Origin of the sequence: Microseira sp. BLCC-F43 (genome assembly GCF_041929235.1) — a bacterium.
Classification (GTDB): Bacteria; Cyanobacteriota; Cyanobacteriia; order Cyanobacteriales; family Aerosakkonemataceae; genus Microseira.
On record NZ_JBHFNP010000327.1, the window covers coordinates 1 to 25,564 of the forward strand.

The 25,564-nt window shown below is 45.2% G+C and carries 16 protein-coding genes; 1 reads left to right on the forward strand and 15 read right to left on the reverse strand.

Annotation, left to right across the window (positions count from 1 at the left end):
• Positions 1 to 235: 235 nt before the first annotated feature.
• From ACE1CM_RS44005 to ACE1CM_RS44055, 11 genes are all read right to left on the reverse strand, one after another.
• Entirely contained in the window at positions 236 to 2,785 is a 2,550-nt protein-coding gene (locus ACE1CM_RS44005; RefSeq protein WP_374885736.1) for a CHAT domain-containing protein, read from the reverse strand.
• 794 nt (positions 2,786 to 3,579) lie between these two features.
• Entirely contained in the window at positions 3,580 to 6,123 is a 2,544-nt protein-coding gene (locus ACE1CM_RS44010; protein ID WP_374885738.1) for a filamentous hemagglutinin N-terminal domain-containing protein, read from the reverse strand.
• Positions 6,124 to 6,252: 129 nt separating this feature from the next.
• On the reverse strand, positions 6,253 to 6,963 hold the full coding sequence (locus tag ACE1CM_RS44015; protein ID WP_374885740.1) for a hypothetical protein: 711 nt from the start codon (positions 6,961 to 6,963) through the stop codon (positions 6,253 to 6,255).
• 272 nt (positions 6,964 to 7,235) lie between these two features.
• A complete protein-coding gene (locus tag ACE1CM_RS44020; protein WP_374885742.1) occupies positions 7,236 to 7,928 on the reverse strand; it encodes a hypothetical protein in 693 nt (230 codons plus the stop codon).
• A gap of 312 nt (positions 7,929 to 8,240) precedes the next feature.
• Positions 8,241 to 11,663 (reverse strand): response regulator, encoded by a 3,423-nt coding sequence (locus tag ACE1CM_RS44025; protein ID WP_374885744.1) that lies wholly within the window; start codon positions 11,661 to 11,663, stop codon positions 8,241 to 8,243.
• A 169-nt stretch (positions 11,664 to 11,832) separates the two neighbouring features.
• Entirely contained in the window at positions 11,833 to 12,060 is a 228-nt protein-coding gene (locus tag ACE1CM_RS44030) for a four helix bundle protein (RefSeq protein WP_374885746.1), read from the reverse strand.
• A 180-nt stretch (positions 12,061 to 12,240) separates the two neighbouring features.
• Positions 12,241 to 15,774: a GAF domain-containing protein gene (locus ACE1CM_RS44035; RefSeq protein WP_374885747.1), complete on the reverse strand. Its 3,534-nt coding sequence runs from the start codon at positions 15,772 to 15,774 to the stop codon at positions 12,241 to 12,243.
• Between the two features lie 2 nt (positions 15,775 to 15,776).
• Positions 15,777 to 16,421 carry a chemotaxis protein CheW gene (locus ACE1CM_RS44040; protein ID WP_374885748.1) on the reverse strand — a complete coding sequence of 215 codons (645 nt, stop codon included), beginning with the start codon at positions 16,419 to 16,421 and terminating at the stop codon, positions 15,777 to 15,779.
• Positions 16,422 to 16,445: 24 nt separating this feature from the next.
• Positions 16,446 to 16,808: a response regulator transcription factor gene (locus ACE1CM_RS44045; RefSeq protein WP_374885749.1), complete on the reverse strand. Its 363-nt coding sequence runs from the start codon at positions 16,806 to 16,808 to the stop codon at positions 16,446 to 16,448.
• 69 nt (positions 16,809 to 16,877) lie between these two features.
• On the reverse strand, positions 16,878 to 18,188 hold the full coding sequence (locus ACE1CM_RS44050) for a response regulator (protein ID WP_374885750.1): 1,311 nt from the start codon (positions 18,186 to 18,188) through the stop codon (positions 16,878 to 16,880).
• A 481-nt stretch (positions 18,189 to 18,669) separates the two neighbouring features.
• The gene (locus ACE1CM_RS44055) at positions 18,670 to 22,482 is read right to left on the reverse strand and encodes a GAF domain-containing protein (protein ID WP_374885752.1); all 3,813 of its coding nucleotides are present in this window, start codon (positions 22,480 to 22,482) and stop codon (positions 18,670 to 18,672) included.
• 392 nt (positions 22,483 to 22,874) lie between these two features.
• On the opposite strand from ACE1CM_RS44055, the gene ACE1CM_RS44060 reads away from it, so the two are divergent.
• On the forward strand, positions 22,875 to 23,000 hold the full coding sequence (locus tag ACE1CM_RS44060; protein WP_374885754.1) for a hypothetical protein: 126 nt from the start codon (positions 22,875 to 22,877) through the stop codon (positions 22,998 to 23,000).
• Here the strand turns inward: ACE1CM_RS44060 and ACE1CM_RS44065 are convergent.
• The 4 genes from ACE1CM_RS44065 to ACE1CM_RS44080 form a co-directional block, all read right to left on the reverse strand.
• Positions 22,993 to 23,676 carry a response regulator gene (locus ACE1CM_RS44065; RefSeq protein ID WP_374885756.1) on the reverse strand — a complete coding sequence of 228 codons (684 nt, stop codon included), beginning with the start codon at positions 23,674 to 23,676 and terminating at the stop codon, positions 22,993 to 22,995. The genes ACE1CM_RS44060 and ACE1CM_RS44065 overlap by 8 nt on opposite strands.
• Before the next feature lie 752 nt (positions 23,677 to 24,428).
• A complete protein-coding gene (locus ACE1CM_RS44070) occupies positions 24,429 to 24,707 on the reverse strand; it encodes a L,D-transpeptidase family protein (RefSeq protein ID WP_374885760.1) in 279 nt (92 codons plus the stop codon).
• A complete protein-coding gene (locus ACE1CM_RS44075) occupies positions 24,616 to 25,089 on the reverse strand; it encodes a hypothetical protein (protein ID WP_374885758.1) in 474 nt (157 codons plus the stop codon). Before ACE1CM_RS44075 ends, ACE1CM_RS44070 begins: the two co-directional genes overlap by 92 nt.
• Positions 25,090 to 25,122: 33 nt before the next feature.
• A partial coding sequence (locus ACE1CM_RS44080; protein ID WP_374885759.1) for a zinc ribbon domain-containing protein occupies positions 25,123 to 25,564 on the reverse strand: 442 nt, incomplete at its 5' end.

Consider the following 25,564-nt stretch of genomic DNA (forward strand, 5'->3'; position numbering starts at 1 on the left):
ATGGTGCGTTATGCTATCGCTAACGCACCCTACATAGAAAGTCATGGTGCGTTATGCTATCGCTAACGCACCCTACATAGAAAGTCATGGTGCGTTATGCTATCGCTAACGCACCCTACATAGAAAGTCATGGTGCCGTACTCTGCTCGAAGAGAGCACCCTACATAGAAAGTTTGGTAAATCCCGTTTAAATCAACGATTTTTCCCAAAAACCTGATTTCTTTGCGTAAAGTTTTTAAAGCCAATTTCCTACTAACACATAAGATGCCCAAAAATAGGGTCGTTTTTCATTAGCAAAAACAGCTAATTGAGCGCGTTGAAGTGCTGCGGATTTATTCACTCCAGTCTTTAACTCTCCGTAGAAGCGACTCATCAGTTTGGTAGTGGATTCATCGTCCACTGACCATAAAGTTGCTAGGGTACTGCGCGCGCCTGCTCGTACAGCAATACCAGCTAATCCTAATGCAGCTCGTTTGTCTCCCTGAGCAGTTTTACAGGCACTGAGGACGAGTAATTCAATCGTGTTAGAAAGATTTTGGTTACTAACTCGCAGTAAGTTATCAAAATCTCTGGCTTTCAGGAGTTGATTCCAAGTTAGAATAAAAGTTGCTTCGGGATTAGAACTGAATTCGCCGTGAGTTGCGATGTGAACGACTGAAAAGTTATTCGAGTTGAGTTGGTTTTGTAGGTTGGTTATTGTAAACGTTTGATTCAACAGTTGTTCACTGTTAGACACTTCAGACTGAATTCTCTCTAGTTCAAGTCTGACGTTTCCCAGGGGGGGAAACTTGCGGTCTTCGATTTCGCGTCCCTCAGCTACTCCACCCGTTAGGGCGCGCAATTGTTGTTTTTGCAGCGGTTTCGGTTGTATTAATTGTAGACCAGGAGCTAAAGCGATCGCATACTTTTCTACCAAATATTTCTCCTGTTGTTTGTCGTAGAGTACTGCCATCGGAATATTCCGCAATGACCCATCCAGAACAAACACTAAATTTTTGATTTTGCTATTAGCCAACTCTGACTCTATCGGCAGAATTAACAATTCATATACCTGTTGAGATTGCCGTTTAACCTGAGAAGTTTGAGTCACATCTAACAGGGATTGTCGCAGTTGTTCTAAGGTTGTTTCTATTTCGTTTTGTGATTTATAACTTACGTAATGGCGGAGTTTTGCTTGAGTGGGTAATTTGAGAATAACTTCTAGGCGATCGCCTAAAATAATCGGATAGATAACCGCTGCTGTTTTGTCTTCTTTATCGACAATTCGGTCGATGAGTTCTGGGTTGGCATCCAAACAACTTGCCCGGAAAAAATTCTCTAATTCTGCTAATTGCAAAGATTCAATTAAATTGCGAGCTTGAACCAGATTTTCTTGACTTGGTTCGGATTGTAATAGCAAATCAACAAGCTGTCGATAGACGGGTTCGACTTCATCCCGAAAGTTAAATTGCACATCAGGATTGACAGCAGACAATTCTCGGCGGATAGATTTGAGATTGTTTACCGCTTCGGTGTAAGCTGCGATCGCTCCTTTTATATTCCCCTCCTGTTTCAGCAACCTTCCCATTTGCCATTGCCAACGATAAGCAATATCTTTGGCATCAATTGTTTGGGCGATAAATAAAGCTTGTTGGGTAACTTCTTGAGCATTTGCTCGCTGTTGAGCAACTTCGTATAATTCCCCCAGAATACCGAGTGCATAGCTAGTAGCTTGTTGATCTTGGAGACTTTTCGCCTGTTGAATAGCTGCCACCAAAACTTGAGCAATTTCCGACTCCGATCGAGAGTTTGTATAATTTTGTTGTTTGAGGCGAATTAGACTTTTAGCTAAATTAATTCTGGCATAAACTGTTGCTCGACTGGGAGGCAGATTATTCAGGTTAGCTTCTATATTGGGAATGGGTAATTGGTAATTGGTAATGGGGGATGGGGAATTCTCACCTGCTCCAGAGCTTCTCTGCATTTCAACTAAGAGACTTAATTGATTTAATTGAGCTTGGATGCGTTCGCTCGCTGAAACTGCTGCCTCACTTGCTTGTTGATACAACGTCAAAGCAGTTGGAATATCTGCTCTGGCGCGGGCGGTATTGCCTAAACTGAGAAGAGCGGCGCTAATATCTTGGGGAGATGGCGATCGCTTCGCCACTGCCAAACTTTGCTCTAAGATTTCCTGGGATTGTTTTAAATCGCCAATTACTCGAAAAACATTCCCCAAACTCCGCAATCCTTTCGCTTTCAGCGGCGAGTCTGGTTGTTTTTGCAGACTTTGATTCCCTTGGGTTAAAGCGTTCTGCGCTTGATGATAAAGTCCCAAAGCTTGTAAAGCTTGCGCTTGATTAATGCGGTTACGGATTACTCCCGTTTCATCCCCCAATCTGGCATAAATATTAGATGCTTGTCGCCAGGTATTGAGAGCATTTTCCCCTTGTCCCCGCAGCAAATATAGACGCCCTCGAACATCTAAAGCTTGGGCGAGAATTTGAGATTGTGCCGTGCTTGTATTTCCGCTAGTTTGTAATAGATTGAGACTTTGGGCAATCGCATTTTCTGCCAAATCCCACTGTCCGAGTTGCTGATAAACTAACGAGAGATTGCTTTGTGCGATCGCGCCCTGCAATCCATCCCCTTTAGCTTTAAAATCGGCAATTGCTTGTTGCAAAACTGTCGCTGCTTCCGCATATCGTTGAACTGAGTACAAATTTCTGCCCAAATCAACTAATTTTTCGGCATCCGATACACTTTCAACGATGGAATTTTCCGCAACAATATGGGCAAAACTGGGCAATGAAGCCTCGCCCAATAATATAGTCAAAAACAGTATCAGAGGGTGCGCGATTCTCCTGGGGAGACGCTTCGCGAACGCATGTCTTTGTTTCAGATTAACTCGGACTCCACAGAATTATTCCGACCTTTTCTTTAACATATTATTTGTTTGCTGTCAAGGATAGAGCGGGCTGGGAGTGTTGCATTTCCTGCCAACCCGCCAGGGAATTTATGATACTGTTGGCGAATCGATCGAGGGGTTTCACCCCCCAGGTGGCTAGTTGGCTAGTTCCCAGGTTCCACCTGGGAATGCTGTTTTGGAGGCTCTGCCTCCTGCGCCGAAGAGAGGCTGAGCCTCCAGATCTGCGTTACCAGGCCTGCGCCTGGTAACGAGGCGAGAGGCGATCGCAGGTACATGAGGGGTTAGACCCCTCAGTTGATTCGCCAACAGTATCATAAATTCCCAGGGCTTTTAGCTGAAGTCGGTTAAAACCGACTATTAGTTAGACTTCTGCAACAAATCTTGTGGGGTGGGCATCCTGCCTGCCATAGAGGGTATTTTTTGCAGAGGTGTATTGGGAATCGATGGTTTTCAGTTTGTTTTAACGGACTTTGGCTATTAGCCCGGAAATTTATGATCCTGTTGGTCAATCAACTGCGGGGTTTGACCCCTCCCCAACCCCTAAGAGAAGCGGGGAGGGGCTTAAAGCCTCCCTCTTGCACCCCCTTCCCTTGCAGGGAAGGGGGCTTTTGGGTTAGGTTTTTTGATTCGCCAACAGTATCATTTATTTCCGGGCGGGTTATGGGCGAAGCGAGTTATGGGTTAACGCAATCAACTGGTCTTTGCCAAGAATTATGGGGCGTGGCGGTGGGGGGAGTTGCGGTGAGAATCACCTCGCCATTGGGACCAGTGACCCATCCTTGCGCCTCTACAATGCGATCGCCGACCTGAAAATTATCCCCTGCCCCCCTGCCCCTCTCCTGGGGAAGAGTAACCCAATTGACATCAATCGCGTCACCGCCCAGGACTGCAATTGGACTCGAAGGCAAACCGCCGCTACCCGTAACAACGAAGCGACTAGCGCGATTAGAGGGGGAACAGCGGCGGTCAACCAGACTGGAAGCATCGACGAAATTCTCTGGCAATTCGATTAATCCGGAACTGGGGTCAACATCGGGGGTGTTGATGATGATGGTGCCTGCTTGAGTTCTGCCAGTGGCGGTAATGTCACTCTCCGAAGTCGGTGCATTGCGGGGTTGGGTGCCAAAAATGGCTTGAGCGTTGATGGTGACATTACCCCCTCGGAATTCTTGAGAATTGGCGCTGATATCGCTATTTTCTAAAGCCGCGAGAACATCGGTGTTGAGGGTGATGTTGCCGCCGGGGATATTGCTTCCCTCTGCGTTGGTGGTGATGCTGCTGTTGCGGCGCATGATCGCAGAGGGGGAAGTCACTGTGATATTGCCTCCACCTCCTTTGGTATCAGCACGAAGAATTCCAGAGTTATCCAGAGCGATAAACTCATCAGCATTTACAATCAAATTTCCCGCTTTACCAGAACTAAAAGAGTTAGCTCTAACCTCTCCTCTGTCGCGAATAATTAACTGCCTGACATTCAAGGTCACAGTTCCCTGCTCGCCTGTACCGAAATTATTGGCTGATATTTCAGCCCCATTCTCAACAGTCAACTGTCTAGTAGAAATATTTAACGCTCCTACATTGCCGGTAGCCCCAGGTTCAGCTGAAACAAAAATGCCACTTCTACCAACAGTCAGAGTTGCTGCTGGTGATGCTCCACTGAGTTGAATGGCATCTTTTGCATTGATAGTCAAAGTTCCTCCATTGCCTCCAGCAAAGGTAGCAGTAGATATCTGTGCGCCATCTTGGGCAATTAGCCGTCTAGTTTCGATGGTAAGATTACCTGCACGTTGTTGTTCACCTGCGTCAGGTATGGCTTCCAGCCCAACTTGGGTAAAAATACCGCTAGTAATTATTATTGGTTGCGGAGCATCTGGGTTCATTACAACGACAGCTCCATTCAGATAGATATCGGAGGCTCTCACTAAGACATTTCCTGCTGGACCCGCCCCAAACGTAGAAGCATCTATACGCCCTCCATCTTTGGCGAGCAATCGTGTTGTTTCAATAGTTAGATTTCCAGCACCGCCGGTAATGCTTTCACAGTTAGTTGAGAGGGTACAGACTTGAGAACCTAGACCGCTGGGAGACATCCTATCAGACGTTGTGCCTACAATTTGTATAGAATCCGAGGCTCTCACTAACATATCCCCTGCTCGACCTTCACCCTCAGTTAAGGTTGCTATAACTCCACCCTTTTCGAGGGTTAAACTCCTAGTGACCACCGTCAAAGTGCCACCAGTTCCACTGCTTAAAGTGGCTGTAGAAATGCTAGTGTCATCTCCACTCAATTTCACAGACTCAGAAGCGTTTATTGCCAGAATTCCCCCTGTTCCTGCTCCTAGAGTGTTAGAAAAAACTTGCGCAGCGTCAGCGAGGGTTATATTTCTTCCTTGTATCTGGATAGCGCCGCCACCTTCACCACTCGCATCGACAATAGCGCCCTGGGAAAGCTGAATATCCCTAAAGTTTTCAATGCTTGTATAGTCTAGACCATAGCCTGTTGCGATTTGGCTCAACTTGACTAAATTTGTTCCAGCAACGCTACCTAGCTCAATTCTTCCGCCTGCCGCTGTCATATTGCCATTCTCCAGGGATACATTACCTCCCACTAGCGCCAGAGTCCTACCACTGTTAACTTGAAGCCCAACGGGGGGATTCATACCATTTATACTTGTTTGGGAGCGATTAACAATTTCTCCCGGATTCGAGCCGAATTGTAGACCAATAGGAACACTTACGGTTAATAGAGGAGAGGTTTGAGAAGCAGTCGCACTAAATTCTGTGCCGTCGGCAAACTTCAGACTGTTGGCTGTACTTGCTACAAACGACCCCCCAATCTGCAAACTGGCATTGCGCCCAAAAATGATGCCATAGGGGTTAATAAAAAACAGATTGGCAGTGCCGTTTGCTCGAATGGTGCCATCTATATTAGAAGGCGACCCACCTGTTATCCGAGCGATCAGATTCCTAACTGCCAAATCATTATTGAAAAAGGCAGTGTCTCCCCTAGAAAGCGAAAACTCCCGAAAGCTATGGAACAAATTGCCACCCCGTTGGCTGCCTCCTTCAATCACCCTGATGTTGCCAGAGGGTGTAACGGTGGAATTTACAGGGAGGGTGCTATCTGGGATGATTTGCGCTCGGGTTGGTTTGGAGACCAACAGCCACAATAGAATACTTCCGCTCAAAAACCAGAATCGGAGAGTGCATAGTTGCATAAGCTGAAACCTCCTAGTTTCCCGAGTCCACTTGTAGCCGTCCTAATTTAGAGTTAAAAGCCAGAAGTCAGAATCCTTTGCTGAATTCTGACTTCCTTAAAAGGAAGGTTTTACATTCAATCCCGTCTTCTATTTAGATAAAGTTACTTTACTTTGAGTAAGTTTTTTAGAGCGCCTAATGGGCTTTAGCAGCAATACACCTATAGCCCCAGCCACCAACACGCTGCTTGTCCCATCAGGTTCGGGAACGCTGGTGATGACTTCAAACCTACTACCAGCACCAATAAAAAATCCATCTTGAGAGTTCAGATCTCGAACTCCTACATAAACGTCAGAGCGATTATTAATAAATACACTGCTTAGCTCTGACAAAGAATTGATGAGATCGAAGCCACTGGGCCCAACCAAGATGCCAAATTCAATAAAATCTGAAGAACTTGGGCTGTCCAACCTAGCCTCATACTTCACTCCACCGATAAATCTATCAGCAGCCGGATAATTATTAAGGTCAGCTAAAGAAACTATTGGAGAAGCTTGAAGATTACCAGGATTGAAAAAAATTTGGCGCTGTCCACCACAAAAAGAAATACTATTTTCGCTGCACCTATAGCTAGCGTTTTGAATTGCTCCTAGAAAACTTCCTATATTAGGAGCGTTTGCTGAATCCAAAATAGAGGTATCTAGATTAAAATCCAAATAAGTTTCCCCAGTATTTGGGGAGCCAGAAAACTCGAGTCTTACAGCTTGAGTAGAATCGGGAACTAAACAAGTTGCTATTGTGAAAACTGTAGCTACTGCTGCAACCTTCTTGAAGTTACTGAGACCGATTGAATAACTCATTGAACTACCTCCTGATTTTCACACTTTGATACCAACCCATCACAGCCAGCGTTAACAGGGTGCGCTGATGCCTTTATAAATTACTCTGATTCAGTTTCAGTAGTTTTACGCATTATTAGTCACAAAATTTTACATATAGTCCCGCATCCAAAGGGGAATGGGAATAAATACGTAGCAGCGATCGCACTCCCCCAGCAGGAGCGATCGCCAGCTGTAAACGTTTGTAACCCACAGCGATCGCACGCAGATTACCGTTAAAGAAACCCGGTTTTTTAGAAAAACCTTACTTTACTTTGAGTAAGTTTTTTAGAGCGCCTAATGCGCTTTAGCAGCAATACACCTATAGCCCCAGCCACCAACACGCTGCTTGTCCCATCAGGTTCGGGAACGCTGGTGATGACTTCAAACCTATTACCAGCAACAAAAAAAGTTCCATCTTGAGAGTTCAGAGAACGAACTGCTACATAAACGTCAGAGGGATTATTAATAAATATACTGCTTAGCTCTGACAAAGAATTGATGATATCGAAGCCACTGGGCCTAACCCAGATGCCAAATTCAATAAAATCTGAAGAACTTCGGCTGTCCAACCTAGCCTCATACTTCACTACATCGATAATAGGGGGATTAACGTCATCTAAAGAAACTATTGGAGAAGCTTGAAGATTACCAGGATTGAAAAAAATTTGGGGCTGTCCACCGCAAAGAGAAATTTTATCTTCTCTGCACCTATAGCTAGCGTTTTGAATTGCTCCTTGAAAACTTCCTATATTAGGCTCATTTGCTGAATCCAAAATAGAGGTATCTAGATTAAAATCCAAAAAAGTTTCCCCAGCATTTGGGGAGCCAGAAAACTGGAGTCTTACAGCTTGAGCAGACTCCGGAACTAAACAAGTTGCTATTGTGAAAACTGTAGCTACTGCCGCAACCTTCTTCAAGTTATTGAGACCGATTGAATAACTCATTGAACTACCTCCTGATTTTCACAGTGTGTTACGAACCCGTCACAGCCAGCGTTAACAGGGTGCGCTGATGCCTTTATAAATTACTCTGATTCAGTTTCAGTAGTTTTACGCATTATTAGTCACAAAATTTTACATATAGTCCCGAATCCAAAGGGGAATGGGAATAAATACATAGCGATCGCACTCCCCCAGCAGGAGCGATCGCAAGCTGTAAACGTTTGTAACCCACAGCGATCGCACGCAGATTACCGTTAAAGAAACCCGGTTTTTTAGAAAAACCGGGTTTCTGGGGAGGATTAATTGGGTATAACGCTAATTTTGATCGATCAAAGTAGCGATCGCGCGTAAAATTTCCTCTTCCCTGAACGGCTTGTTAAAGTAACCCACAGCCCCCAATTCACAAGCTAAGCGGCGATGTTTTTCCGCCGTGCGAGAAGTCAACATAACAATGGGCAACTTGGCTAATTCCCCATCCTGACGACAATAACTTAAAAACTCAAACCCATTCATCGAAGGCATTTCAATATCGCAAATAACCAAGCGAATTTCGGGATGGTGTTGCAATTGCTGTATCGCTTCGCGACCGTTCTGTGCTTGTAGCACTTTGTAGCCAGCTTTTTGCAGGGTCAGCGCTAAAGTTTGCCGCACGCTAATTGAATCATCGACGACCAAAACAACTTTAGCGGCAGGAAGTTGCTTTAATTGCAAATTTGAGCTTTCAGATTGCAGATTTAAAGCCGAATTTTTAGTTTCAATTTGATATCTAAAATCTGAAACCTGCAATTTCCCGCCCAGTTGGTTCACCCAACTATTTACCAAAGCTGTACTATCAATTACCAGAGTGAGGCGACCATCGGCTAAAGTGCTGCCACCATAAACATAACTGGGGGGTGCGATCGCTTTCTCCAAAGGTCGAATAACTAACTCTTGTTCGCCCAAAATTTGGTCAATTTCTAACCCTACCAATTCCGAATTTTCCCATGACCCGGTCTGAGAACGTTGGCGCAGCAATAACATCGGATTTTTCTGTTGTCCGTTTTTAGCGTTCGCTGGTTCTTTGCTGCTGATTCCTAACAACTCGGTCATAGTATACGCAGGAACGATGCTTTTAATACCGCCTTGGTTCAAGTGCAAAACTCTTTGACCGTTATTGTGTTGAATTTGGTCATATTTGGGAATTAAAATTTGCTCGATGGCATCCGATAGCAAAGCATAAACAGCACCACCTGCCTCGCAAATCATCAACTTAGCCATCGTCAGACTAAGGGGAAACTGCAATAAAAATGTAGTTCCTTTTTGAGGTTGAGATCGAACAATAACCGCTCCGGAAAGCGCTTGCATCTGGGTGCGGACAACATCTAGCCCAACACCTCGCCCGGAAATATCGCTTAATTTAGAAGCAGTAGAAAATCCCGGCTGGAATAATAAATCTAATATTTCCTCTTCAGATAAATTGCTCGCTTGTTCGGCAGACATCCAATGGAGTTCAACCGCACGCTGACGGACGCGATCGCAATCTATTCCCCCACCATCATCCCTGACTTCAATAATCGTTTGATTCCCCTGATGATAGGCGCGAATTTCAATTTTACCTGTTGATTCTTTCCCCCGATCAGCGCGAATTTCAGCAGGTTCAATGCCGTGATCGAAAGCGTTGCGGACTAAGTGCAATAGGGGGTCATACAACTTTTCTGTCAGCGATCGATCGACTAAAACATCTGTCCCCAAGATCGTCAACTGGACTGGTTTTTTATGAGCAATTGAGAGTTGTTGCAACAGTCGAGAAAAACGGGAAAAAATGTCTCCCAAGGGAGACATTCTGGCCTCCTGCATATCGTCTTGCACGGTATTTAACAGGCGGCGCTGTTTTTCTAAAATTTGCCCTGATTGCGTTGTTAATAAATCGATCGAGTCGCTAGCTTCTTCCAGTTGCACCATTTCTTCCAAGAGTGACTGCAACAGCAGGTGAAGTTCGCTGTAGCGGTCTAACTCTAAGGAATCAAAGTTATTGGTAATGGGTGATGGGTAATTGGTAATTGGTAATTGGCAATAGGGGAAATTTTCTTTGGTATTATTTGTTTGGATACTGAGTAGGCGATCCGACCAATCGCGCAGTTGACTGATGGTTTGCTGGTGTCGCCTGTGGCGCCATCGTAGTTGCGCGAGCGCTGCTTGCAATTGTTCGTTAATATTAGCTTGTCGGTTGTGGTTGATTAACAGTTCTCCCCCCATGTGACTGAGGCGTTCTAGCAACTCTAAATCAACCCGCACAATCGAGCGGGGAATTTTAACCTTTGGTGGGGAATTCGGAAGTGGAGATGGGTGTAATTTTAAACTTGAGATAGGGTTAGACGGCGCTGTGCTAAGTGATGGCAGATTGGAGTTATAATCTTTATTTTCATTTGGCAATTCCGGAGCTGATTCTGTTTTTGAATCAGCCTCTTCATCTTGGTCTACAAAGTTGCCAAAAACCTCAGTTAAACTGGGTGGCAAAGCAGATTTTGATAAATCTAAATCTTCTGTATTTTCTGGAGCGACGCCTGCCTTTGATTCATCCCCGCAGTTAGATAATTCCCCATGATTAATTTCCCTGACGGTGCTATCAATTAAAATTTCTTCAATTTCTAGTTCGGCTGATTCATCGTTTGGCGCTAAATTTAACTCGGCAAAATCTTCTGTTTCTATCTCAATTACGAGTTCCGATTCATCTAAAAAACCATCCGAATCATAATTTTCATATTCTCCATCGCTTTCGCTGAAATAATCTTCAATTTCCCATTCTTCATCCTCAATTATAACTGGTTCATTATTTTGAGATTTATTAGCCAATAAATCGCTAGCATTTTGTTCGCTATATTCTTGGATAATGGGCAATTTAACTAAATCGAAAAAAGAAGTTTTTAAGGGATTTAAATATTCGGAATTGTCTGCAGTTTGAAATTCTTCTATTGTTTCGGCTAACTGTTGTAATTCTAAAGAAGGTTCTCCACCAAGGGTGCGATCGCCTGATATCACCGCATCCCACCCTGCCTGAAAGTCCTTGAGCGCGACTTCTAGCACCCGATGCGCGTCGAGGGGATGAGCGTCTAAGGCGGCGAGGGTGCGCGATGCGATCGCGCCAAACCCCGGTAAATTTAAAGACTCTGCCAACCCGACAAATATTTCCGCTTGCTCGCGCAACGCCGATGCTAATTGTGTCGGATCGGAATTAGTTAATAAAACCGCTGCTAAACTTTCCAGGCGTTGCTTTACACCCACCTCAAAAATCGATTGGGTAATATCAAACCCCAATTCAACAGAAGTCGGGATAGGAGTTTCCCGATCGAAATAGTCTCCCAATTTCTCTTGCAACTGAGCGAAAACAGAAACTGCTCGTTCCGTTACTTCGTCATTATTAACATAACCCCCCGTCATTTCTGCCATTAAAGGTAAGCGCAGACATTCATAACCTTGCAGCAGCAGAGCTTCTAACTCTGCATCAATAACTACATCCGGATTATACAGAGCTTTAAATACATCTTCCAAGTGGTGAGCAATTGTTTTAATTGTGTCTAACCCCACATTGGCAGCAGCACCTTTAAGCGTATGAGTTGTCCGCATCAGGTTATGTACTTTAACAATAGTGCGCTCTTCTGCCAGACTAAACAAATCTTGTTCAAGTGCTTGCAATAATTCCGGTGCTTCTTGAACGAAGTACTGGTAAGCTTGTTGGCGAATGTCGGTATCGTAGCTCATTGGTAATGGGTAATTGGTAATGGGTAATTGGTGATTGCTAATTGCCTAGAGAGTTTAGGTAGGAGTTTAGTTTGGGTGAGAGTTCATCCAGGATTGGTTTCAACTTTTCTTGCTGTTCAGTTGTTAATATTTTCCGGACGTAGGCCATTCTTAGCCAACTTATTGTTTCCTATAAAGATACTCTGGCAATTTTCACAAAACGTCGATTATCCTGAAAGTTGTACCGACCTCTTCCTTCTGCAATATTAGTGCAGACATTATCGGCAGAACGAACAATTTGCTTTCCCATTTTCTCTTGATCAAACGCATCCCATTGCTTCAGGATATACCAAATCTCATTTGCCAGCTTTTCTGCTAATTTATCAAGTTCTAATTCTTCAAAATCAGGTCTGACCATTCACTTCATTAAATGCGAATCAAAATTTGTTAATTGGTAATCGTTAATGGGTAATGGGTAATTGGGGATTGAAAATTGGGAATTGTAAATTTCTGATTTTACTTACAGCTAAAATATGCAAATAAAATGCATTTTTCTTCATCCATTACCAATTACCAATTACCAATTACCAATTACCCATTAGCTAACTTTAAACCTCCCCACGCTAGCCTGCAATTCTTCTGCCATTGTTAGTAACTCTTTGAAAGAGTTGGAAATTTGCAGGGAATGATCGGAAGTTTGGCTGGCGATCGCAGCCACTTTGGTCATGGTTTCTGTCACGGACTTCGATTGCTCGGTTTCCAGTTGAGTGGCTTGGGTAATTCCCTCGACTAACTGTTGAATTTGTGCCGTTGCTGTCACAATTTCATTCAAACTTTGCCGAGTTTCGTTCACCAAATTAGTCCCAAGAACTACTTGTTGAATCCCCGTTTCCATTTCGGTGACAACTTCACCTGTTTCGGCTTGAATTCCCTGCACGAGTTGTTCAACTTCTGTCGTTGCTGCTGCCGATTGACGCGCCAAACTCCGCACTTCATCGGCAACGACTGCAAACCCTTTACCGTATTCTCCCGCTCTGGTAGCTTCAATCGCAGCATTGAGCGCCAGCAAGTTGGTTTGAGTCGCTAAGTTGCCAATCAAATTAACCGCTTTGGAGATTTTTTGAGATGATTCGCTCAAGCGTTTAATCTTCTTCCCAGTCTTGGCAACTGTTTCTCGAATTGCGATAATTTCATCTACCGTGCGGTTCATTGCCGTATCGCCTTGGCGCACAATTTGGTTGGCTTGTTGGACGGCAACTTCTACCAATGTGGCGTTTTTAGCAACGGCTTGAATTGAACTTGCCATTACTTCAACTTGACTCAAAGCGGAAGTGAGTTCGCGGAACTGATTTTGTGCTTGTTCGGATAGTTCTTCAATTGAAATGCTACTAACTCCAGAAGTGTGAGCGACTTTGGCAGTAGCATCCTGTACTTGGACAAGGATTTTGCGTAAGCTTTGAATCGTGTTGTTGTAAGCATCCGCAATCGTTCCGACTTCATCGGTTGAAATAGGCAGACGCACGGTTAAATCGCCTTTTAAAGTTGGTTGAATGTTTTGCAGCAATTGAATCGCACGCTGTTGCAGTTGTTCTTTGGCTTCTTTTTCTCTTTTCGCGGCAATTGCTAGTTGTTCTGATTGTTGTTGGACTTGTTCCAGATAGTTAGCTTGGCGCAATACGAGTCCTAGTTGAATGCCAATTTGAGCCAACCAACCCATCTCGGTATCTTCCCATTGCCTAGTGTTGGAGTGTTGATACGCAGCTAGCAGTCCCCAAAGCGTTTCTCCAACAAAAATCGGTACGATCGCATAAGCTCGGATCTGGAATTGCTCTAAAATCTCCAGGTGGCAGGGAGACAGACCGGCTTCGAGAACGTCGTGAGCTTTGTAGATGTCAGCAATCGCTAATTTTTGATTGTTACGATACCGACCTCCTTGGGTTTCTTGCAAGTGGGTATCTTCCCAAATTGTTTTGATCCCAGATCCCACCCATTGCCTCCAACCAATCCCCACTGACTCTGCCACAAATACACCACTCCAATCAGGTTGGAATTGGTACACTCCTACTCGTTCTACATTCAGCAACTGTCGCATTTCTTGGGTCGCTGATCTGAAGATTGTATTGACATTCTGCGACTGACGAATTTTTTCGATCACTTTGGTTAAGGCTTTTTCCTTTTCTGCCACCAGTGCCAGTTTTTCTGATTTCGTCCGCAATTGTTTAAAGGTTCTGTTTTGCAGCAAAGCCATCCCTAATTGAATGCCAACTTGAGTCAGCAAATTAAACTCCGATTCTTCCCAATGACGCGCACCAGAATTTTGATAAGTTGCCAGCAAGCCCCAAAGCTTTTCTCCCATAAAAATTGGGACGATCATGTAAGCTTTGACTTCCAATTGCTCCAAAGCTTCGATGTAGCAATCGGAAAAACCAGCTTGATAAATATCATCCACGAGGAAAGTTTGGCGCTGCTGGAAACCGCCTCCTCTCGTTTTCTGCATATAAGTATCTGGCAGCCTAGGTCCAACCACATCTCCCAGACGCAACATGCCGCATTCCACAATACCCGATACTAAGTCTTCCTCTTTCGATTGTTGTGATAAAATTGGCGTCCAACCAGTAGCGACGGACTCAACCACAAAGTTACCGCTCCAGTCAGGATTGAAGCGATAAATAACAGCTCGATCTGCTTTCAATAAGCGTCGGACTTGTTGCGTGGCGGATTGGAAAATGGTTTTAACGTCTGACGACTTCTGAATTTGCTCGGCGAGCAATTGTCCCATCTTGCCGAGGCCCTGAATATAATTTTTCTCCCGTTCCGCGACAGTCGCTAATTCCTCAGACTTCTGGTGCAGTTGTTCCAGGTAGTCAGCTTGTGCTAAGGCCATGCCAAATTGAGCTGCAATCCGCTTGACAAACTCAATTTCATAACTTTGCCATTCATGGCTATCTCTACACTGGTGAATGCACAGCATTCCCCACAATTCTTCCCGTTTCATCAACGGCACAATTAAGTTGGATCGGATTTGAAATTGGGCGAGTTGTTGCACGTGGCAATCTGATAATCCCGCATGGTAGATATCAGCAACTGCTTGAATTCTACCCTGGCGATATTGGGGTGCGTAATCTCGACTGAAATAGCGGTCGTAAAACCTGTTTCCCAAAGTTGCAACAAACCCCGGTTGCACGTCTTCGGCGATAAATTCTCCTTCGTTAAAGTTAGATTCCGCCAAGAAGCGAAACACGACGACTCGGTCTACTTTAAGTAACTGCCGCACTTCGCGACAGGTTGACTTAAATAAGGTATCCAAATTCTGACATTGCCGGATACTGCTGAGTAGGTTATTGAGGGTTCGCTCTTGTTCTGGTTGCAGTTGTAACTGCCATCGAAACTCGGATTGTTGCAGGTGAATTGTCAGTTCGGTGGCAATGGTGTAAAGCAAGTGGATTTCGCTTTCTAACCAGTTACGAGTTGCATTGCATTGCTGCATCACTAGCAATCCCCAAACTTGTTCGCCTACTAGCAGGGGTACGCTGACACTGGCTTTTGCTTGTACCTTATCCCATGACTGGATTTGCTCCGATGTCAGTTGGATTTCAGAGATGTCATTAATAGTAACTAAGCGCCGAGTCCGATAATCTGCCGCAGAGTCGGCTCCAAAACAGCTACTATCAAGAAATTGCCCCAATAATGGAGTGCATCCCATCTCGATTGCTTCTGCCATCACAGCACCGCGCTTTTCCCCTTGAAAGCGATAAACGAGTACGCGATCGCTAGCCAAGTGTTGGCGAAGTTCGCTAACGGCGGTTTTGAGCTTGCTCTCCCAGTTCGGGGATTGGCGAATACTCGATGCGATCGCTAGTAATTTCTGCTGTTCTGCCTTGAATTTTGCCTGAATCCAAGTCTCCCAAACCGGGTGAAATTTTTGCTCTACGGCTGTTACTAATTGCTCTAAACGCAGAAGTTTATGAGTAATTTCTGAACTTTCCCAGACTCCAGATTGCTCCAGGTCATTTTTTAGACTGCTTAATCCAGTAGCAATCGCTCGAATCGGAGAGTTGCCGTTGGTCGAATTTGTCTCAACTTTCTGACTGTTTTTCGTTACATCAGTGGGGGAATAGGGTGTTGTAGTCATTGCTAATTGCTAATTGCTAATTGGTAATTGGGTTCGTAGTAGGCGCTGCCATCGCCTACAAACCTATTAATTTGCCACAGGGGAGCATTGGCGATCGCTGAGCCATTTAGTAACATCAAAACTTCTTGATTTGCTTTGATTAAGTAACCCTGTAAATACGGCATCAATTCGGGAGCAAATAATCCGATAGCAGGCAGGTTTATCTGGTCTAGGCGATGGCGATCGATGTCGTTAATTTGTCTTACGACTAATCCCAGAGTTTTGTCTTGGATTTGGATAGCGATCGCCATCACATTTTCTGAACTAACAAGCGGCGGAAATCCTACCAGTTGACCTAGATCGACCAACCAGAGCATTTCGCCGCGCCAGTTGTAAATTCCTAACACACAACCAGGCATTTGAGGCACGGGCAAAATTTCATTCACCGACACCTGCATCACCTGTTTGATAATGTTCAAAGGAAGTAATGCTATCCCTTCTGCCCCTAGCTGAAAGCGTAAAAACTTTTCTCCTTCTTCTAGGGAAGCATTGATTGCCTCAATCCTAGCAACCGACGTTGAATTGGAATTTTTTGCAGCATCAATCATTGTCTTTACAATTGGTAATTGGTAATCGGTAATGGGTAATTGGTAATTGGTAGTTCCCATTACCCATTACCCATTACCCATTACCTAATTGATTAATTGTCGAATTGTACGCACCAAGTCTGTCTGATCCACAGGTTTGGGCAAGTAAGCATCAGCACCTAGCATATTCGCCCACATTTTGTCAACCTCGGTGTTTTTTGTCGAGCAAATTACTACCGGAATTTGATTAGTTACCGGATCGGTTTTAATTTCTCGGCACAGTTCAAACCCACTTTGATCGGGCAGAACGACATCAAGAATAATCAAACTTGGTTTTTGTAAATGCAGTTTTGCTTGAGCCTCTTCCCCACTTTTGGCACTCACCACAGCTAAACCGGCTTGTTGCAGATAATGGGTGAGGATTTCCCTCTCGGTTAAACTGTCTTCAACTAATAATACGGTACTCATGTAAACCTCTGAATGAATTGCCAATTAAATGAACAATAGCCGAGTTGAAATTTTAAAGTTAAAATCGATTCAGTTTGAAGTTTGAAAGCTTAAATTTGCCAGGGCTGCATCTTGGGGTAAAGATTCCGAATTCAAGTGCTTTTGCAGGGCTGCCAAAACTTTTTGTTCTGAGATTGGTTTAGCCAAAAAGTCGGTGGCGCCGACCATCTTGGCGCGAACTCGGTCAACAATGCCATCATTGCCCGTAAGAATAATAACAGGGGTATCTTTGAAGATGGAAATTCTCCGAATTTGGGCGCAAATTTCGTAGCCGTTGGCAACTGGCATGACCAAATCCAGAAAAATTAAATCGGGCTTATGTTCGAGCAGCAAAGGCAAGGCTTGCATCGAATCTTCAATGCTGGCAAATCCATAGCTAGCCCCTGTCAAGATCTCCTGCATCAGTTGGCGTTCCTGTAAGCTATCTTCTACATGAGCCACTAGGGGTCTAACTATTTTGGGTTTGGTGATGGGTAATTGGGAATGGCAAGCTGCGACGGGAGAAGAAAAGGCTTCTGCTGCTACTGCTTGATGCTCCTCTAAGTTGGATGCATAAACTTCGGGGGTAGAGTGGTTTGCCTTTGGCGATGTTGTGGCGTTTGTAGTTGGTGGGCGAAAGTCGGGAATGTTGGTCAGTACTATCACTTTTTTGCGGATATAGGGGATGAGACTTCGCACCAGTACCAGTTCATCTTGCTTGACCTTAACCGCCACATCCCGCAGACTTCGCTTTCCATCTATCAGCTTTACCAGGGTTTGGTAAACCTGGGGTGAAGCCAGCTGTTGCAGTTTTTCTGGGTGCTTAATCACCGCCCCCATATTGGGAGATACACTCGCCAAGCCAGCATTGCGCCAGGTTTTCCAAGCTTGCTGCGCTTCAGAGAGCGCTTGTATCGGGTGGATCGGGATGAGTGAGGTATCCAGAACCGTTTGCTCGTCGGAAAAATTGCAGATGAAAGTCAGCGGTGCTTTCTCTTCCTGCTGGAGGATATCGAACAAAACTTCGGCGATCGTGCTTTTGATTACACCTACTGCTTGTTCGTGTTGGATCTTTTGTTGCTTCACCAAGATGGTTAAGGCTTGATACTTCCAGGAGTGAGAATCATCGACCAGGCGGGGGCAGATACTCTTGGGAGAAATTTGGGGACAGTACTGGCGCAGAAGTCTGTACCAGCGCCTCATGCCATGGGCGCCTCCCCCTATCCAGACCAGGCGACCGAGGCAAAAGTAAAGGTTCCAAGTGACTGGTAATGCTTGTACTTCCAGCTTGCCTGTAAACTGCCTTTGGCTCAGCGTTTCTAACAGGTCGCTCAGTTTGTCTTTAGCTAAATCGTTGGTCATCCTGATTACCTAAGGGTATTTAACAACAAATGTTTACTTAATCTTGCTGGAACGCAATGTTTTTTCTGGCAACTAGGTTCAGTATTTCTATTGAGAATCACCTTGGTATCGAAAGATGCCGGCACCACCTAGCTTCCTCTCCTCCGTTGGACTAATAGGTTTCTCTGACTTTTTCAGCAGCTTAAAATAGCTACGAAAGCGTCGCTCACTTCGCGTCCAGCTGGCGAGCAAGTTTCAACTCCTATAAGTTTCTTTTCTGTTGTATCGCGTTTGTTAACAATAAGACACTGATGAATTCAACATAATTTAAATATAAACTGAGAATTTTATCTACGTATTAACCCTTAAACAAGCTATAAAATGTGACCTAGTACACATTTTCCTTGGGATACAGCTTGCTCTTGTTGATCCCTTGCCCCTACTATTGGGGACGCGGGAGAACATGTTTGAGGGATGCCATCAAGCTGGTTGATTTTCCCTATTATTGATCTGACTGCTTGATGGGAATTTCAATTTGGAACTCAGTGCCTTGCTCTGGTAGGGCAATACACCTAAGCTGACCTCGGTGTTTTTCCACGACAATTTGGTAGCTAATAGAAAGTCCCAGACCCGTACCTCTACCGATGGGTTTGGTGGTGAAGAAGGGGTCAAAGATGCGCGATCGTACTTCTTCGGGAATCCCAGGTCCGTTGTCAGAGATCCGAATTAACACTCTATCGGCGATTCCTTGTTCTCTATCGCCGATCGCAGAGGTGCGAATCCGAATCCTCGGTAATTTGTCATGGGTCATTGGTAATGAGCGAGGGGATCTTCCGTTCCCAGCTTCGATGCTGAAGAAACCTTTTCCGTTATTTTCGCGGGTGCGGTCAATTGTAGCTGTTAGGGAAGACATTTCTTCCTTCTCCCATCGATCGCCAACTGGTTTTGACCACCCCCGATCTTCCCCCCTACTGGGAGAGATGGCGGGGGACGATCCATGACCATCTTCGATCGCATCGATCCCATTACTGAGGATATTCAAAAACACCTGATTCAACTGCGCCGGATAGCACTCGACTGGTGGCAAATCTCCGTATTCTTTGATCACCTCAATATCGGGTAAATCTGTATTTCCTTTTAACCGATGTTGCAAAATTAACAATGTGCTGTCTATGCCCTCGTGCAGGTCAACTAATTTCATTTGCGCCTCGTCGAGTCGGGAGAAGGTGCGTAACAACAACACTAACTGCCGGATGCGGTCTGCCCCCATTTTCATCGAGGCTAGGGTTTTAGGCAAGTCTTTGCTAATGAATTCCACATCGATCGCTTCGACTTGTTCTTGAATTTCTGGGACGGGACTGGGATAGTATCTCTGGTATAGGTCCAGTAAGTTGAGCAAATCTTGGGTATATTCGCTGACATGGCTGACGTTGCCGTAGATAAAGTTAACGGGGTTATTAATTTCATGGGCAACTCCAGCCACCAACTGTCCCAAACCAGCCATTTTTTCCCGCTGAATCAGTTGGTCTTGCGATCGCTGCAATTCTTTGAATGCCTGGGTCAGTTCCTCTGCTTGCTGGCGCGTTTGTTCGAGTAATTCGGCTTGTTGGATGGCAATTCCCAGTTGCACGCCGACTTGGGCGAGCAAGTTAATTTCCTCATCTTGCCAGTAACGCGGCTGGGAATTTTGATAAGCGACTAGCAATCCCCAAAGCTTTTCCCCCTGCAAAATTGGTACAAATGTTTCGTTGCGGGGATAACGCCCTGCTTGAGTTTTTGGCAAGAAAATATCTTCGATCGCTGGTTGATTTTTTACCAAGGGTTTCCAACCATCGACAATAGAATCGGCGACAAACTCGCCACTCCAATCCGGGTAGAACCGATAGATCGCCACGCGCTCGACTTCTAGTAGCTGCCGCACTTCTTGGGTCGTAGCTCGGAAAATACGATCTCGATCGAGAGACTGGCGAATTTTTTCCACCGTTGTGGCGAGCGCTCTTTGCCGTTCTGCGGCTTTCTCCAGTTCTTCGGCTTGGGTTTTGACTTGTTGCAGGTATTCGGCTTGCTGCAAGGCGATGCCCAATTGAGTGGCGATCTGGGTAACTAAATATACCTCATCCCCTTGCCAGTGGCGGGGGCCGGTATTTTGGTAAGCGCCCAGCAAGCCCCACAGCTTGCGATCGTAATAGATCGCCACAATGATATAAGCCTTAGCGTGATAGCTTTCTAGAACTTCAATGTAGCAGTCGGGAAACCCAGCACTGTAGATGTCATCGCAGATGCGGAACAATTCACCCTTAGTGAAGCGTCCTCCATCGGTTTCTTTTAAATAGGTATCGCTAATTTGCGAGTTATTACCTAAATATGTAAACGTACATTTACTGATATCTTCGACGATATTGGGTTTCTCTAGCTGCTTCTGGATCAAGGAATTCCACCCTTCGGCGACGGATTCTGCCACGAATTGACCGCTCCAATCGGGATTGATGCGATAGATGGCGACTCGATCGGTTTGCAAAAGATGCCGGACTTCTGGGACGGTATTCTGGAAAATAGTTTCCAGGTCGAGGGACTGGCGAATTTTATCGACTACTGTCGCCAATGCGCGCTGCCGTTCGGCTATTCTCGCTTGTTCTGCGGCTTTTGCCAGTTGTGCCGATTGGGCTTTGACTTGTTCGAGGTATTCCGCTTGCTCTAGCGCTACCCCCATGTGTTCGGCAATTTGACTGACGAATTCGATTTCGTAGGATTCCCAGCGACGGGGACCGCTGCATTGATGGATGCACAACAATCCCCAGAGGTCTTTTCCTTTGATTAGGGGAGCGACTACATTGGCGCGGACTTGGAATCTTTGTAGGATTTGGATATAACAATCGCTAAATTCCCCGCGATAGATGTCAGCGATCGCGTTAATCCGTCCTTGTTGATATAAATGAGCAAATTTGTCGCTAAAGCAGTGGTCGTAAACTTTGGCGGCTATAACTGAATCCCAGCTTTCTCCCACATCTTCATAGATAAATTCCCCTTCCCAGTCGGTTTGGGGATCGAAGCGAAACACGCCAACGCGGTCTGCTTTAAGCAGTTGGCGCACTTCGGTGGCGGTGGTTTTAAATATGGTTTCCAAATCCAAAGACTGGCGAATCTTGGCGATTACCCCAGCTAAAGCTTTTTGTTGCTCTGCCTGGGAACGAGCTTGGGTGAGGGATTCGCTGTGTTGTAGCGCCACGCCCAGGTGTTGGGCAATTTGGCTCGTAAATTCTATTTCAGAGCGCTTCCAATCACGGGGACGGCTGCATTGATGAATGCACAGCAACCCCCAAAGATCTTTGCCGTTGAGCAGGGGTGCGATGACGCTGGCGCGGACTTGGAATTTTGCCAAAATCTGGATGTAACAATCGCTAAACTGGCCTTGATAGATGTCTGCGATCGCATTCACCCGCCCCTGGTGATACAACGCAGCAAATTTTTTACTAAAGCAATGGTCGTATACTTTAGCAGCAAGGGCACTATTCCAGCCATCCCCCACGTCTTCGGAAATGAATTCTCCCTCCCAGTCGAATTCCGGATAAAACCGAAATACGCCAACCCGGTCTGCTTTGAGCAGTCGCCGCACTTCGGTGACGGTGCTTTTCAAGATGGTTTCTAAATCCATCGGTGCGCGAATTCGCGTAATTACTCGAGCCAATGCTTTCTGTTGCTTAGCTTTTCCCCTTGCTTGCACGAGTAATTCGGTGTATTGCAGCCTCACCCCCAAATGAGCTGCAATTTGTTTAACCAATTCAATCTCGGATTCTTTCCAGCGACGGGAATTACTGCACTGATGAACGCAGAGCAACCCCCACAGTTCTTTTCCTTTCAGCAAGGGTACAACTAAGTTAGCCTGGACTTGGAATTTTTTGAGCATCTCGATATAAGACGGGCTCAACTTGCTGTTATTGATGTCAGCGACGGCTTGAACGCGACCTTGTTGATAGTGGGTAAACCGTTTGCCAAAGCTGCTTTTGTCAAGTTTCACCGCTAAAATGGAATTCCAGTCTGATGCTTTGTCCTCGCAAACGCATTTCCCCTCCCAGTCCAACTTGGGATAAAAGCGAAACACCGCCACCCGGTCGGCTTTGAGCAGAGTTCGTACTTCGGTAGCGGCGGTTTGGAAGATGGTTGCTAAATCCAGTGACTCCCGAGTCCTCGCCAGTACTCTAGCTAGTGCGATTTGTTGCTCTGTCTGGTTTGGCGGCTGACTGGCGTTAAAATCTGGCTTCGTTTCCATCTCTGGTGGGGTTGGTTGTATGGCGTTGCTGGTTGGAGTTGTTTCCATTTTGGCTTGACTGCACCAGTGCCGAGTAGGTTTTCTAGCTGGAAATCTCTAGTGGATTGGTTTGCAAAGGCTGTTTGAATCAACGCCTCCTTGTTCAAGAATTCCCATGACTCCCGCAGATAGTAACAGTGCTTGTGCCCCATTCCCGAATTGGATGCCCCAATTTTGTCTAATTTTAGGAACTAGGGGCACGGCAATCATAAAATCTTCCCTTGTAGATAATTTTCTCCTGCCCTACTCCTACCAAACCGATGGTGCTGGATTGGCTTCTATTGTAGGGTCTGACCCCTCATCCTGCCTTTTTAAGTTAATCTAGCACTGATATACCGAACCCGACGCATAGATGGGGAAGAGGACGCTAAGGAGGCGGCGACACTCCTGACGCGGAGAATTTGGCAGATGGGGAAGATGGGAAAGATTTGGCAGATTTGCAAGATTTGGAAGATGGGGAAGAAATTACTTCCTTGTTTTCCCCATCTCTTGGGTTTCCCCGCCAGCGCAGTGAGTCCATCAATTAGTTAATCCGTGTTCGAGGGCGTAGCGTACTAACTCGGTGCGACTGTTAGTGCCGGTTTTGCTGAACAAGCGGCTGACGTATTTTTCGACGTTGCGGACGCTGGTTTCCAGGCGACGGGCAATTTCTTTGTTCATTAACCCTTCTGCCACTAAATTGAGAACGCTTTGTTCTCTGGGCGTCAGGTCTATTTTTATCGGTGGGTTGGTTTGCGCGATCGCTGGTCTTTGTTGCAATTGTGCCTTAATTTCTGCCAGCTGACGCGCTATTTCTTCCAGGTTTGTTCCTTCCCCCGTACTATCCGTACCAGATCGACGTTCGAGCAAGTTTTCTACAATCGCTACCAACTCATCAGGGTCAAATGGCTTGGATAGATAAGCATCGCATCCGGCGTTATACCCTTGAATGCGGTCTTTTGTCATGCCTCTAGCTGTTAAAAATACTACTGGCAGCGACTTGAACCGGGGATCTTCCCGCATTTGCTTGAGAAACTGATAGCCGTCCACTTGAGGCATCATGATGTCTGTAATCACCAATTCGGGCGTATTCTTTTGCAATTTATCCCAGCCTTCGTGGGCGTTACTAGCAACATCAACAGTAAAGCCGCTATCTTCCATATAAGCTTGGACGGCTTCCCGCAATCCTGGTTCATCATCCACCACTAACAAATGTGCCGACATCCCTTGTCACCTTTCGATTTCACTACTACTTTTCAATGTAGCGAAATGTGAAGTACCCCAACTAAACTATGTTATGGTTGGGGCTTCCAACTTACAAGTCTAGGACGGTTTTATTCGTCTTTGGGATTTCCCGTCTCACAGGCAAACGCTCCGTTAGGTACTTGCATTGCTACAAGTCGGGAACTAAATCCCGTCTGAGTCTTACTTTGCCTCCACAGGCAGCCGCCCACCTCCCGCAGGCAGTTATTTAATTCTTGATTGACAGACTCACCTTGGATTTATGCGATCGCGACCAGCTAGGCTCGTCTCTTCTCTGAGCTACCGCCGAGTACATACTTTTATTACCTAGCAACTAGGTGGCCTCTTAGTCGGTCAGAAGGGTTAGCAACCACCTCTATAATAGTGTTTATGTAGATTTTGTGTAGATGGCTATTAGCAAAAAGGGATTGACTTAAAGGATATCTTCGCCTCGGTTGAATATATGCAAAAGCAAAAGATAAGACTATGACCCAACTGATTTATGATTGAATTGATAGACTACCTATGCCCAAAACGTAAGAATAATAACAGATTCGCTTCGCTCAATTTATTAGTTGGTCGCCATTCATCCCTACCTAAAGCGTAGTCATTTTCATAGTGTTTATAGCTAGGGACTTCTGACGACATTACTCTGTTTAATGCTTCTGCGCGGGCTGGAAGGTTTATCTTCAAGACTGGTACAACTACCTACCCCTTGGATAATAGGCTTCTAACTAAGGAATGATTTCTACTTCTGTTCCTTTTTGCACGAATTGGTACAATTCATCCACATCTTTGTTTTTTAACGAAACGCACCCTAATGTCCAATTTGATTTCTTTTTGATCAAACTATCATCGGGTGTGCCGTGAATTCCGATTTCGCTGCCAATTGAGTCATTCCAATTTATTTGGCCTTCTCGCTTAGCTTTGAAATGTTTCCTCCAAGAAGATTTTGTCGGATAATCTAGCCAGATAAACTTTGACCAAGCGGCGTGGGGATACAGGTCTTTTATCTCCTGCTTTCAATTTATCGTCTACTGGGTTAGCGCCAAACACTACCGGATAGGATTTTATTGGCTTTTTATCATAATAAAATGTCAGTCTATACTGAGATTTTTCCACCAGGATTGAGCTTTTATTTTTATCTATTTTATCTGGGGCTAAAATCTGTTTTATTGGCTTGTCATAATTTAAAAAAGATCGGGGTACAATCGTTGTAGAATCCTCATCTGTACAACCATTCAAGCACAGAACATCCCAGAGATAGACTAAAGGTGGAAGATAGCCGATGCCGTAAAGTGGGAAGTACAGGCAGCAGGTAGCGATCGCAAAAACGCCCAGGCCAATTAAACTCTTTTTAACCTTGCCTGGGCGTTTTTTGACATTTATTGCCATGAATCGGTTTCTTGTACAAGAATCCCCTAATAGTTAGTCAAAATATAGGCAAATATTCAAGCAGCCCGGAAACCATTGCAGATTTCCCGCAACATTATTGACTTTGAGCGGTGTGACCCGCCTTGGCTGAACATAGCAGCTCTTATCCCCTATCCCGAAGGCGTCGGGGAATGCTTTAACTAAAATATTCAAACTGCCATTGACATCAGCATTCAAAGTAATGCCACACTTGCTTCTGTACAACCCTCGACCAATCCGTTTACCACTGAAAACAGGCGCAGAAAGAACTTGGGAGCGGGTCCCAATGGCATCACCATCGATAAAACTAGCAACCGATGTATAACTTTCTTCGATAAGTAACACCGATAGTCCAGCTAAATGGCACTTGTACACCAGCATATCCACAAACCGCTTGTGGGGAATAGAAACAAAATGTTGATTATTGACTTTTCCCAGACAAACTGCTTGTTTCCAC

Coding starts and splice junctions, on each gene's coding strand:
- ACE1CM_RS44040 (WP_374885748.1), bottom strand. CDS start 16,421: ATGGGAACTACCAATTACCAATTACCCATTACCGATTACCAATTACCA.
- ACE1CM_RS44045 (WP_374885749.1), bottom strand. CDS start 16,808: ATGAGTACCGTATTATTAGTTGAAGACAGTTTAACCGAGAGGGAAATC.
- ACE1CM_RS44010 (WP_374885738.1), bottom strand. CDS start 6,123: ATGCAACTATGCACTCTCCGATTCTGGTTTTTGAGCGGAAGTATTCTA.
- ACE1CM_RS44015 (WP_374885740.1), bottom strand. CDS start 6,963: ATGAGTTATTCAATCGGTCTCAGTAACTTCAAGAAGGTTGCAGCAGTA.
- ACE1CM_RS44065 (WP_374885756.1), bottom strand. CDS start 23,676: ATGTCGGCACATTTGTTAGTGGTGGATGATGAACCAGGATTGCGGGAA.
- ACE1CM_RS44025 (WP_374885744.1), bottom strand. CDS start 11,663: ATGAGCTACGATACCGACATTCGCCAACAAGCTTACCAGTACTTCGTT.
- ACE1CM_RS44035 (WP_374885747.1), bottom strand. CDS start 15,774: ATGACTACAACACCCTATTCCCCCACTGATGTAACGAAAAACAGTCAG.
- ACE1CM_RS44020 (WP_374885742.1), bottom strand. CDS start 7,928: ATGAGTTATTCAATCGGTCTCAATAACTTGAAGAAGGTTGCGGCAGTA.
- ACE1CM_RS44075 (WP_374885758.1), bottom strand. CDS start 25,089: ATGGCAATAAATGTCAAAAAACGCCCAGGCAAGGTTAAAAAGAGTTTA.
- ACE1CM_RS44050 (WP_374885750.1), bottom strand. CDS start 18,188: ATGACCAACGATTTAGCTAAAGACAAACTGAGCGACCTGTTAGAAACG.
- ACE1CM_RS44030 (WP_374885746.1), bottom strand. CDS start 12,060: ATGGTCAGACCTGATTTTGAAGAATTAGAACTTGATAAATTAGCAGAA.
- ACE1CM_RS44055 (WP_374885752.1), bottom strand. CDS start 22,482: ATGGAAACAACTCCAACCAGCAACGCCATACAACCAACCCCACCAGAG.